The organism is Salinimonas sediminis, from assembly GCF_003429285.1.
Lineage (GTDB): Bacteria > Pseudomonadota > Gammaproteobacteria > Enterobacterales > Alteromonadaceae > Alteromonas > Alteromonas indica.
Window position 1 is genome coordinate 457,142 of record NZ_CP031769.1, and the last position, 12,500, is coordinate 469,641.

10 protein-coding genes are annotated in these 12,500 nt (G+C 50.8%); 2 read left to right on the forward strand and 8 right to left on the reverse strand.

Going from position 1 to position 12,500, the window contains the following annotated elements:
* From D0Y50_RS02125 to D0Y50_RS02145, 5 genes are all read right to left on the reverse strand, one after another.
* Positions 1-1,320: a M14 family zinc carboxypeptidase gene (locus D0Y50_RS02125; protein WP_117315263.1), complete on the reverse strand. Its 1,320-nt coding sequence runs from the start codon at positions 1,318-1,320 to the stop codon at positions 1-3.
* The gene (locus D0Y50_RS02130) at positions 1,310-4,135 is read right to left on the reverse strand and encodes an FAD-binding and (Fe-S)-binding domain-containing protein (RefSeq protein WP_218023550.1); all 2,826 of its coding nucleotides are present in this window, start codon (positions 4,133-4,135) and stop codon (positions 1,310-1,312) included. Before D0Y50_RS02130 ends, D0Y50_RS02125 begins: the two co-directional genes overlap by 11 nt.
* A gap of 94 nt (positions 4,136-4,229) precedes the next feature.
* Positions 4,230-5,375: an exo-beta-N-acetylmuramidase NamZ family protein gene (locus tag D0Y50_RS02135; RefSeq protein ID WP_117315265.1), complete on the reverse strand. Its 1,146-nt coding sequence runs from the start codon at positions 5,373-5,375 to the stop codon at positions 4,230-4,232.
* Positions 5,375-6,301 carry an N-acetylmuramic acid 6-phosphate etherase gene (gene murQ, locus D0Y50_RS02140; protein WP_117315267.1) on the reverse strand — a complete coding sequence of 309 codons (927 nt, stop codon included), beginning with the start codon at positions 6,299-6,301 and terminating at the stop codon, positions 5,375-5,377. The genes D0Y50_RS02135 and murQ overlap by 1 nt, the downstream gene beginning before the upstream one ends.
* Positions 6,285-7,856 (reverse strand): sodium:solute symporter, encoded by a 1,572-nt coding sequence (locus D0Y50_RS02145; protein WP_117315269.1) that lies wholly within the window; start codon positions 7,854-7,856, stop codon positions 6,285-6,287. The genes murQ and D0Y50_RS02145 overlap by 17 nt, the downstream gene beginning before the upstream one ends.
* Positions 7,857-7,988: 132 nt before the next feature.
* Here D0Y50_RS02145 and alr point away from each other — a divergent pair, with 132 nt between their 5' ends.
* Both alr and D0Y50_RS02155 read left to right on the forward strand, forming a co-directional pair.
* The gene (gene alr / locus D0Y50_RS02150) at positions 7,989-9,059 is read left to right on the forward strand and encodes an alanine racemase (RefSeq protein ID WP_117318601.1); all 1,071 of its coding nucleotides are present in this window, start codon (positions 7,989-7,991) and stop codon (positions 9,057-9,059) included.
* Between the two features lie 65 nt (positions 9,060-9,124).
* The gene (locus D0Y50_RS02155) at positions 9,125-9,904 is read left to right on the forward strand and encodes a ZIP family metal transporter (protein ID WP_108565609.1); all 780 of its coding nucleotides are present in this window, start codon (positions 9,125-9,127) and stop codon (positions 9,902-9,904) included.
* 481 nt (positions 9,905-10,385) lie between these two features.
* Here the strand turns inward: D0Y50_RS02155 and D0Y50_RS02160 are convergent, their stop codons facing one another.
* From D0Y50_RS02160 to D0Y50_RS02170, 3 genes are all read right to left on the reverse strand, one after another.
* A complete protein-coding gene (locus D0Y50_RS02160; protein ID WP_108565608.1) occupies positions 10,386-11,051 on the reverse strand; it encodes a YitT family protein in 666 nt (221 codons plus the stop codon).
* 229 nt (positions 11,052-11,280) lie between these two features.
* Positions 11,281-11,628, reverse strand: a complete 348-nt coding sequence (locus D0Y50_RS02165) for a hypothetical protein (protein WP_108565607.1) — start codon at positions 11,626-11,628, stop codon at positions 11,281-11,283.
* 289 nt (positions 11,629-11,917) lie between these two features.
* Positions 11,918-12,367: a hypothetical protein gene (locus D0Y50_RS02170; protein ID WP_117315271.1), complete on the reverse strand. Its 450-nt coding sequence runs from the start codon at positions 12,365-12,367 to the stop codon at positions 11,918-11,920.
* Between the last annotated feature and the right edge of the window lie 133 nt (positions 12,368-12,500).

Below are 12,500 nucleotides of genomic sequence, written 5' to 3' on the forward strand. Positions count from 1 at the left end.
TCAAACCCGGGCGCCAATAATGGCAATCTCCGGCTTACCATTACGTGCCAGAATTAAGGCTGCCGTATCTCCTTTAAACGGATAGAGTTGGGGTGAATTTTGAACTTTCAATCCAATTTTGCGAGCTTCTTGGGTTAGTGAGTCTTCACACTGAGAAATATGGTTATAGCCTGCTTTTAGCCAGTTCAGGGCTATTTCTTCGGTCAGTTTCGTGCCTGGGGCGACACGGACACCTTTAGCCGGTAACAAGGTCAGCCCATCACAGTCTATTTCAATAAAGCCCTGCTGAGGCTGAAGATCGCCTATTGCCGTGATAAGCGCATAAGGGGCCTCAGCGCTATGATTGATGGCGATATCGGTAAAAAAGCGTTGTTGTTCACGTTGCTGGCAAACATGACGTAAAACAATGTCACAATAGCCGTCCTCTTTATTTTCAGGAATCGCCAGATAGTCTGTTAACGCAAAATCATCCAGCGTATTGTGCAGTAAATGAGTTAGCGCCAATTGCAAAGCGACCACGTTAAGACTGCGAGCCTGCTGACGGTTGGGGTCATTCAAACAGGCACCACTTTCTATTAATATAGTGCTGCAATGGGCTGCAATATTATCGCCAAAACAGCGTGGGGAATAACCTTCAATATAACGCGCCAGGCCCACCTCGCTAACCGCCCGAAGTCCCTGATACATGGCTGCAATTAGCTGCATGGCCCGTTTTCGTCGCGTATCTATGGTTTCAGGCGCGTCAAAAGGCGGCGCCAAAAAGGCTAAGGTCGACGGTTTTGCTCCGGCTGGCCCTGCCGCATAGTAGGGATTCTGGTCATGCAGATTAAATGCTACCAGCGGTTTTAACTGCTCAACCTGGCGCATCAACAGAGCCCCTTCGGGCGATTGCAATACGCTGGCATCCCGGTTTATATCAATACCCTGGGCATTTTCGCGCCGTTGGAGTCTGGCGCCATCCGGGTTCAGCATCACAATTATATGGATAGTGCATTGATGCTGCCACGCTTCAGCAGGGCTAAATTCAGGCTGGTCAACTAACAGGCTGAGCCAGTCCAGTACAGCGGCGGTAGCGGTAGGCTCATCGCCGTGCATTTGTGTCCAGCCTAAGACCACCAGGGGGCCATGCCCCACACTTAAGCGGTAAATAGGGGTACCATTAAATGAATGGCCAACAAGCTGTGAACTAACCTCTGGGTGGTGGGCTAATTGATGCATTATTGGCGCAATGTCGTCAAAGCATAGATGGGGCTTATTCAAGCCGGGCAGGCATTGATGCTGCGCCAGTTGGGCTAGATGCGCTATCAGACTATGGTGCATAAACGGCCCCTGAGAAATTTGAAGGTAAAGACTCACTAACCTTATCGAGTAAATAGGCAATGTGTTGATAGTGAATGCCGGCGGCTTTAGTCAGGCCTATTTCACAGGTTCGGCTATTGCTAAAGCCCCACTGCGTGCGGGGCGGAATTTGGCCGGCTAGCGAGGCCAGTGCACTTTCATTTAGCTGCGGGCAGGTAAAGCCTTTGTCACCGGCAAACCCACAGCAACTAATATCCTGAGCTTCAGTAACCTCTACCGATAGCCGTTTGGCCAGCGTACGCAAAGACTTTCCGCCATCCAGCTGCTGGCTGCTACAGGATACATGCAACATCAATGGTTCGGGGTGTGGGCTGATCTCGAGACGGGGTACCACTGTGGTTAACAGAAACTCGGCAAGTTCAACAATATTAAGCCCCTGTTGGGTATGCAGATTAAGTGCGCAGGGGCTGGCGTCGGTGATCACCGGCCACCTACCTTGTTCCGTATAACTGGCAAGCAAACTGCTCATGGCCGCTTCGTGGTGGCAAGCTGCTGCTATATTGCCTTTACTACGCCATGGCTGGCCACAACAGTAACGGGAATATTTTGCAGGAATAATAACTTCAATTCCCGCTTTGTTGAGCAGCCTGACGACCACATCGGGTAGTGGATCGTACCCGGGCGGGGCAGCAAATAGGCGGTTGGGGCAGCCGGGTACATAAACCACCTTGTCTTTATAGCCAGCGGACGTGGGCAGCACTGTCGTAGCCCCAGCCGGTACATAGCGGTGGTAAACCGGTAGGGCGCGGCTTATTTCATGGGCCCGTTGGCTTGCCGTTTCCAGTATTGATACCGGGATAGTTTTGGCTAGCCAGGAAACGGTGGATAAAGCACTGCGGGAGGCCCGATGGGTCAGAGCAAGATGATTAGCCATAAAACTTGCTGCGTCCGGGGTATGGAGCGCACGACGCTGTTTTATCCAGGCTCCGGTATCTATACCGACGGGGCAGCTGGTGGCACACATTCCGGTAGCTGCACAAGTGGTATCGGCCAAATAGCCAAAGGCCTTTTCTACCTCGGCGCGGGCGGCCACCGGCAGCAGGCTGGCGCGGCGCATAAGCGCGATACGCTGACGTGGTGTCAGGGTGAGATTACGTGATGGGCACTGCGGTTCACAAAAACCACATTCAATACACTTATCTACAATAGGATCGACAGCGGGAAGCTGTTTTAAATGCTGCAAATGAGCGTGTTTGTTGGGATTAATAATAACCCCCGGGTTTAGAATACCGGCCGGATCAATTAGATGCTTAATTTGCTGCATGACCTGTACCGCCGCACTGCCCCATTGCTGAGTTAGAAAGGGGGCCATATTACGGCCGGTACCATGTTCGGCTTTAAGCGTGCCCGCAAACTGCTCGACTACCAGTGTGCTCACTTCCTGCATAAAAGCCTGGTATCGGGCAATATCCTCTGCAGTCTCGAACTTTTGGGTAAAAACGAAGTGCACATTTCCGTCCAGCGCATGGCCAAACACAATTGCTTCATCATACCCATGGCGGGTAAACAAGGTATCGAGCGCCCCTAGCCCTGCTGCCAGGTCGGCCAAGCCGAAGGCTATATCTTCAATAATGACTGTGCTGCCACTCTCTCGTATAGCGCCTACCGCAGGAAACAGGCCTTTTCTAATTTGCCATAAACGTTCAATTTCTTCACTGACCTGGGTGAAGGGGCACATTACCTGTACCCTGGCCGACTGCTCTAGCGCGGCCATTATGCTGGCTAAGCGGGTCGCCAAAGCCGGGGCGTTGTTATCGGTAACATCAATGAGCAGGGCCACGGCGGTATCGGCCACGGGGGCGGTAGAATATGTATTCAGCATATCGGCTACACGGCGTAACGCCCGGGCGTCCATCAATTCGACGGCGGCAGCGCCAAGTTGCTTTAAGCTCGCAATACAGGCACATGCGGCACTGGCGTTTTCAAATAAAAACAAGCCGGTAGCGCGCAAGGGCGCAACTTTGACGGTATGCAGGGTTAGTTCCCCGATAAATCCCAATGTGCCTTCAGAGCCAATCATCAGGTGAGTTAAGATAGCCAATGGATCTGTGTAATCCAGCAGTGCATTTAACCCATAACCCATGGTGTTCTTAAGTCGGTATTGATGCCGTATACGCTGGCTTAGAATAGTATCAGCGCGCACCCTGTCCCGCAGGCTCGCCAACCCGTCAAGGAGTGCTTTGTGAGTTTGCCGAAACTGCGATACAGATTGTTCATCGTGCGTATTGAGCATACTGCCATCAGCCAATACCAGGGTCATATCAGCTAAGGTGTGATAACTGTTGTGAACAATGCCGCAGCACATACCCGATGCGTTGTTAGCGGCAATACCCCCAATTTTACAGGTATTGATAGAAGCCGGATCAGGACCGATTTTATAGCCCAAAGGTGCCAGGGCAGCGTTCGCTTTAGCCCCGATTAAACCGGGCTGCATCCTGATGCGGGCACCTTGCTCCAATACCTCTGCCTGCTGCCATTTGGTGCTGAGCGTAAGCAGTACACTGTCGCTGATCGCCTGGCCGGATAAACTGGTACCTGCCGCGCGAAAGGTGAGGGGAATAGACCATTGGGTCGCTAATCGCAGAACCTGGCGCACCTCGGCCAGGTTGTCCAACTGCAGCACGAGTTGCGGTATCAGCGTATAGAAACTGGCATCGGTACTATAGGCAAGGCGGCGGGGCAAATCGCTGATACACTGTTCAGGACGCAACACCTCGCCTATGGCGGTGGTGAATCCGTGCCAGTGGCGAGCATCCATGGCAGTCTTCTCAGGCATACCCATCCTTAACAACATAACGGAACGTTCATTTAAGAAGATTTAGCCTTGCTGATCAACTGCTTTTCTGCAAACCGGTGTTATCTTCAATGCCTTATGGGTATAGCAAATACGGCTCACGGGCCTTACGAAAGTGTTCAAGGTCAGTTTGCCATGTTGCTCGAATCGCGTTTATGCTTTGTCCTTGTTCAATTGCTTTACGTAATTTGTCGGTACCCGCTAATTTGTCCATAAATGCCGGGGCAGTAAAAAAGGTCTCATTTGCCTGCATGAATTGCTGGTAAGTTTCTATAAATAAAGATAAATCCAGGCCTTGCATGGTGCTATGACGCAAGTCTTTATACCACACCTGTTGCCCTGCCAATTTAGGCGCCGCGGCCTGGGGCCGCGAGGTTGGCGTGAGCGTCAGCGAACCCAGCCTAACCTTTGAGTGCCCAGCCACTTGAAAGGGCAGGTCGGTGCCTCGGCCAATGCTAACGCTGGTAGCCTCAAAAAAGCATAGCGAAGGGTAAAGCCGTATCGCGGTGGCGTTAGGCAAATTAGGGCTGGGCGCATAAGGTAACGCATAGGGCATATCACGCTGGTAATCTGTTATATCGATAATTGTCAGCGCCAGAGACTGAGCCTGCTCAATCCAGTTTTCGCCCTGTATCATCAAGGCTAACTCGCCCACCGTCATGCCGTGTAATACAGGCAACGGATCCACGCCCACGAAAGAGCTGAACGCTGCCTCGCGCACCGGACCGTCTACAAAGCGGCCATTAGGATTTGGTCGATCCAGTACAATAACCGGTATCGCCTGTTGTGCTGCCGCCTCCAACACATAGTGTAAGGTACTGATGTAGGTGTAAAACCGCGCGCCCACATCCTGAATGTCAAACACTATTACATCAACCCCACGCAACATCCTGGCTGTGGGTTTTTTTGTAGCGCCGTACAACGAGGTAATGGGCAGACCGGTTTTTGCGTCGGTGTTATCAGCAATATGCTCGCCCGCTCCCTGCTGGCCGCGAAAGCCATGTTCAGGCGCCATCACATTCACGACGTTAATCTGCTGTTGTAGCAAATAATCGACCAGATGTGTCTGCTGCACCCGTGAGGTTTGGTTGACCACCAGTGCCACATTTTTATTTTTAAGTAACGGTAAATAGCGCGCAGGTTGCTCTGCCCCAACGGTTAGCGCACTTGCCGGGCTTGCTACCAGGCATAACCAAAGGGTGGTAAATACTAGTCGCAACATTAGCGGCCTGCCGCTAAGGCGTTACGCAAATAACCCTGCTGTTGATTTAGCAAGGCGCTGGCGTGCTCGGCACTAGCCCCACTGAGAATCATTAAAATAGCGACTTTAGCCTGTTGGCCCGCCTCCTGTAACGCTGTCTTCGCAGTAGCTTCATCACACTCGGTTGCCTGCATTACAATTCTTACCGCACGCGCGCGCAGTTTATGATTAGAGGCATTCACATCAACCATCAAGTTAGAATAGCTTTTACCCAGCTTTACCATGCTGGCTGTCGATAATGTATTGAGTACCAGTTTTTGCGCAGTACCGGACTTCATTCTGGTGGAACCAGTAAGAGCTTCGGGCCCTACCTGGGGACAGATTGCTACATCAGCTTGCTGCAAAATACGGGTGCCAGGGGAGCAGGCGATAGCTATAGTGGCGCAACCGGTGGCCTGCGCATAAGCCAGAGCCCCGCCCACATAAGGCGTGCGGCCGCTGGCCGACAGGCCTACCACTACATCATTTGATTGGAGGGATAGCGCCTGTAAGTCCTGGGCACCTTGCGGCTCATTGTCTTCAGCGCCTTCTACGGCGTGTTCGATAGCACGCTGGCCGCCGGCAATTACCCCCACTACGAGCGTGTCGGGCACGCTAAAAGTTGGGCGACATTCTACCGCATCCAGTATCCCTAGCCGGCCGCTGGTGCCCGCGCCAACATAAATCAACCGCCCTTTGCGGCGCAATCGTTCTACAATAATATCTACCGCACGGGCAATGGCAGGTAATTGCGTAGCGACGGCCGGCGCGACCTTTTGATCTTCGGCATTTATCGCACTGACAATCTCCAGCGTGCTACCGGCGTCCAGGTTCATAGTGTCCGGGTTACGACCCTCTGACATCAGTTGGGTTAACTGCTGCATGATGTCATTATGCTGAAGGTTCATAAGTGTTATTCCTGATAATTGAGTGAGGGGGGCCCAGCGCACATACCGCCATCGCCACGGCAGTACCAATAAGTAATAGCCAGGTAAAACCCAGTGATACCTGCCATGGGGCGGGTAACCACCAGGTTTGTACGTAAGGTTGTAATAGCAGTGGCGCAATAAAACCACTGATCAGGGCCGCCAGCACACTGTGTTGATTACCGCGCCGACTGAACAGCGTGACAAAGTAAACCCCCAGTAAACCACTATAGGAAAACACCATTACGCCAAGGGCGAACTGGAGTAAGGGGGTTTGTGTGTATTGCTGCCAATAAAAACATAAGGCAGCAAGGATACTTAGTCCAAACGCCACCAACGCCATGGCGACCCTGGCAGCCAGAACAAAATGGGTATCGTCATCCTGTTTAAGCCGGCGCATCCGGTATGGCCGGTAAATATCCTGCACTACTACACTGGCCATAGAATTTAAGCCCGAATTCAGGGTAGACAAGGCGGCGGCAATAATTCCTACGGTGACCAGTCCTTTAAGCCCGGGGGCTAATCCGTTAAGCACATAGTGCATAAATACAGTTTCAGTTTTGCCATCGAACAGCGCAAGTTTGTCATGCATTAAATCAGGACGTTGATAGACGATAAAAAGCAGCATGCCGGCCAATATAAATAGCGCAATGACCGGAATACCCACTACTGTAGACAACAGCATAGCATGCGTGGCTTTACGCTTATTATGACAGGTCAGTAAGCGCTGTGTCATGTCCTGATCAAGGCCGAAGGCGGCCACATTTAATAGTACAAAGCCGGTTAGGACTGAGCCCATTGAGAACACGCCCGATGGGCTAAAATCCCATGACCAGTTTAGAAGCCGTAATTTTGAGGTGGCGTCCGGCGTGGGCTGTTGTAGGGCTTGCAAAATATGGCTAAGGTCAGCGGGAATAAATTGCATTAACGATATCACCAGGGCCAGCGCCGCGCTGATGTATAGGCCGGCCTGAATCACATCCGTATAAATAACCGTACGGATGCCCCCAGCAAGGGTATAGAGCAGGCCCACTACCGCCAGCAGGGCAATCGAGGTAAGCACACTCGGCGGCGCAATATTACCGTATAACAGCATAGCGATAGCCAGGGCGGCCATATATAAGCGGGCGCCGCTGGCAAACAATCGGCCAAAGAGATAAAACAGCGCGGCGTGTCGCTTGCTGTTGTCGCCAAAGCGTACTGCCAATAATTCGTAAACGGTAAACACCCGGTGTTGGTAGTACCGGGGCAGTAAGAAGATGGCGACTAACAAGGCGCCTATAATCGCTGCCAGACTGGTCGACAAATAGGTTAAATCGCCCCGGTATCCTTGATCCGGACCGCCCAGAAAAGTAGCGGCAGACTGGGAGGTAGCCAACACTGAAATGGCCACCGCCCAAACCGGCATTTGCTGGCTACCCAAAAAAAACGACTGAGTGGATTGAGTGCGCCGGTTTAAGGCGGCACCGGTGACCACTATAATAGCAGCATACCCGCCCAGCACGGCGATATCAGCCAAGGCAAAGTGAGCAAACATAGTATTCAGTCAGTAGCGGCATTTGTCAGTCAGCTTAGATTATTCGAGGTCTAAAGTATACCGGCGGTGCGGGCGCGAAATCATGTTAATATGCGGCTACTTAGCGAGTGAATGTTTGGGAATTTGAGGCCATTGAGCAGACAGACACAGGCAATAATCCATGCCGATGCAATACTGAATAATTACACCGCCTTGACCCGGCTGGCACCGGGGAGTCAGGCGATGGCGGTCATCAAAGCCGATGCGTATGGTCATGGCGCGGTAAACATTGCGCGGATTTTACGAGGCCATGTGCAGGCCTTTGCGGTGGCCATTACTGAAGAAGCAATAAAGCTGCGTGAAAACGGGGTCAAAGAGCCGATTGTGGTGTTGGAAGGCCCCCACCAGAAAAAAGATTGCATACTGGCGAGCCAGCACAACCTGACCTTAGTGCTGCATGACGAAAGCCAGTTGCGCTGGGTGGATGAATTACAGCTGCGTATTGCTATATGGCTCAAAGTAGACACCGGTATGCATCGCCTTGGCTTGCCACCGGCGCAATTAGTTTCATTGGTCAATACTTATCAGCATTTATTAAATGAACAAAGTGTGCTGGTTTCACACCTGGCATGCGCTGATGAACCTGATGTGGCGTTAAATACCCAGCAACTGGCTCGCCTTTCTCAATTGGCAAAAGCCGTTAATATGCCTGTGTCGGTGGCCAATTCACCTGCCACCCTCAGCCTGTCCGGTAGCCATGGCGCGTGGAATCGGTTGGGCCTCGCGCTATATGGTGCTAATCCGTTGCATCCGGCCCCCAGCCGACTCACATTACAACCGGCTATGACATTGCGGGCCAGTGTTATTGCTCTGCGCCAAGTTCGTGCGGGTGAAGGGGTAGGGTATGGCCAGGTCTGGCAGGCGCCGCGAGATAGCCTGATTGCTACCGTCGGAATTGGTTATGCTGATGGATATCCCCGGCATTGCCCTAATGGTACGCCGGTACTGGTACGTGGCGCGCGTGCGGCATTGGTAGGGCGAGTGTCCATGGATATGCTCAGCATTGATGTAACAGATATTCCTGCGGTAGCGCTGGGCGACACCGTCGAATTATGGGGGGAGCAACTATCGGTTGATGAAGTAGCCAGCTGTGCGCAGACGGTAGCCTATGAGCTGGTAACCCGGGTATCGCCACGCGTACCCAGGGTGGTTCGGTATCAGTAGATAAGTGAACCGAAGCCCGTAGAATGGTGTTATAAAGAACTATCTGTTGTAGTAATTGAGTACTAATGCAAGCCAGCGATGTCATTTTAATGGGCTTTACGGCCAGTTTTTGCGCCAGCCTGGGCACCGCTGTCGGCAGCCTGGGTGTTTTTGCTATTCGCAAATTGTCCCGGCGGATGGAAGATGGCTTACTTAGCCTCGCCGCCGGTATTATGCTTGCGGCGACCTTTTTCTCGCTGCTGTTACCTGCTTTAGAGCACGCCAGTAGCAATTATCACTCCGATATCTTAGGTGGCGCTGCAGTAGGGGCTGGCACCTTGTTGGGGGCCTTTACCTTATTCGCGATTCACCAGTATGTGCCGCATGAACATTTCACTGCTGGTCGCGAAGGCGGCAACCATTATAAACTTGGCCGAATCTGGCTGTTTGTTACCGCCATTACCTTGCATAATGTTCCCGAAGGCCTCGCCGTGGGGGTTGGGTTTGCCGGTGGTGAGCTTGAAAACGGTATAACGCTGGCGGTAGGTATAGGTTTACAGAACATTCCCGAAGGGCTGGCCGTTTCCGTGGCGTTGCTGTCAGTGGGCTATAGCACCGGCAGATCGGCGCTTATCGGAATATTATCCGGATTAGTTGAGCCGGTGGGCGGTTTAATTGGTGCGGTGGCCGTTTCTAGTGCCGCTACTGTTATGCCATGGGCTCTGGCTTTTGCCGCCGGCGCCATGCTGTTTATTATCAGCGACGAAATTATCCCTGAAACTCACAACAACGGTAACCAGAATTTAGCGACCTTTACATTGCTGATTGGTTTTGTGGTAATGATGCTGTTGGATACCAGCTTGTAACCGCTACTGCGCTCATCAGCGGTATTATTACGCCAGACGGCGGCTGTGGCCAATTGTGTGTGGCTGGCGTCAGCGTATAGTGATGATCAATGCCCCCAACCCGTGGATACATCCTGAAGTATAGAATTTTTCTAATGTATATTAACCGGTTAGCTGCAAGATATAGCCTAAAGGATTAAGGTAAGGAAAAGTCGGAGCGGTTATAGTGACCACTGTTGCGCAACACTTCGGACGCCTTTTTGTTGTAAGGATGCAGTCAATAACACAAGAGAGGTTTTTTCTATGCGTACTTCTTATTCACGCCCTCGGGTAAACAGAGGTATGTTTTCAAAACCCGTTCCGAAAAAAGCCACGAAGTAAGACCTTATTCCAACCCGGCCTGGCGCCGGGTTTTCTTTTTAGCACGCTATTGTGCTTTGCCAAAAGCCAGGGGTAACCCGCAAATTTTTAAATCCTTCGCGTGGCGATATGCTACCTGCGTTTAACTATTTTGCGGTTGCAGATTATCGTCAAGATTGGTTTCAGCGGCTTCCTGAACTGTTTTTTTGGGCGGCGTGGCATAGCGTTCTGGCCGGTGGTTAAGTGAAATAACCATATTCAGACAGAAGGCAGCAAGCACGGATATTAATACCAGAGGCCAGGCTATGAACGCTAACGCCCCGGCTAAAATAGCGACGTCCACGCACAGCTGAAATATACCTGCCCGTAGACCATATTTAGCCTGAAGATAAAAGGCGAGTATACCGACCCCACCGAGGCTTGAGCTGTGTCTGAACATTATCAGCATACCTACACCGATCAAAATACCGCCAAATACTGCGCTGAACACAGGATTCGCGTGGGAAATATCCACAAACGCGGGTATCTGGTCTGATAACACAGAAACGGTAGTGACCGATATAAAAGTATTTAAAGTAAAACGCTTACTTATCTGCGTCCAGGCCAGTGCGTAAAATGGGATATTAATCAAAAAGAACATTTGTCCAAAATCCAAAGGCAATGCGTAGGTGCTAAGCAACGCCAACCCGGCGGCCCCGCCTACCATTAAATCCTGTGACTGAAATAAATACACCCCGAATGCCACAAACAGGCCGGCACTTAACAAAGCAAATAAATCTTCTATGAAACCATGGTTTGTTTTCGCCATAAAATAACCCCCTTGCGTTGGATGATTGCCAGCATATGCTGAGACGGCGCAATTATACGTAGCTAACTTAGGGAAAGTAGTCGGCAGGCCAATGTTCAAATTGGTGCAACCCGCTAATGCGGTGCTTAAGCTTTACGAGTTATTTATAGAATGTAAACAAAGTGGGAGTTATGTGTAAAATCAGGCGGGGCAAGCACAAAAAACCGGCCGTTAAGCCGGGTTTTTAGGGTCAGGCGGGGCTGTTAATAAACTCTGCCTTAGGAAATAATAGTTTTGCATAGCTGGCGTTGGAGCCTAAGTATTGGTCTGACAACCATATATCAACCGTATCATTGTTGTCGGTAAATAAGGTAAGGCACTCCTGGGTTACCTGAATGCGGCTAATATGCTGCTTAGAGACAAACGTAGTAAAGCCGGCAAATAGCCTCGACAGACTGTTATGACGTACACCTACTATGCCATCAAATTCCGCCAGAACATAGGCGGGGCGATTTAATCGATTAGAGCTCATAGCCCATAAATTAACGATAACGTATAAACCAAATATGCTACCGCTAATTAAAAGATAGACAGACATACGCTTGCCCCTCTTCTGCACAAGTGAAAACCACGCTGCGGGTACTATTATTGCCTTTATAACCTGTCTGCGCAGACGCAACATCATCATTGCGTGTTAACAAATTATATACAAATAAACCGCAGATTCCTATATATCAGTAAATGAATTTTAGTAAAAAGTTCATTTATTCGTCACATATACGCCTAAAGTCTATATAGATAGGCGTCCAAGAGCGGGTAAACCAAGGTGTTCTAGTGTACCCAACACCCAATGTTATTTTTACACAGTTGCAACATTATGAGAAATATCAGTGGAGTACCTGAAATGTTGCCACTGGCAATCTCATCCGTACAAATGCTTCTACAGCCGGGCAATAAACCGAAGAAAAAGTGACCCGCGGTAAACTACCACCAGCGTTTTGCACAGGAATTTGCAGCCAGGCTGTATCCTCACAGCGCCCCATTACTATCTCTGGTATGTTTTCAACAGGGAAGCGATAGTCGCCTATTATCAAATCGTCACCGTCAATAAATAAATTGTCCCACGGGCTTAGCAGGCGCGGCACCGTGGGTTTATCTATCACCCGACTAAGCGCAATTGCTGCTACCGCCGGTATCAAGGCGACCCAAATAAACAATGTTGACTGCATAATCCACCCCATAACAACGATAAGGGAGCACGGCCCAAGAGCGAGCAACAATAAACGCGATTGCTTAGCCCGGGGGCCACTGATCACAACACTTCTATTGATATCCATTCCCAGACGTCCTGTTCTGTCTACACCCAATAGTGCTGTTGACCTTTTATAGCCTTAGCCGGTGTAACGATCCTGATAGTCACAAAGGTAGCCTAATAACCGGAAACGGAAAACTGAACTTTAGGTGAATAGG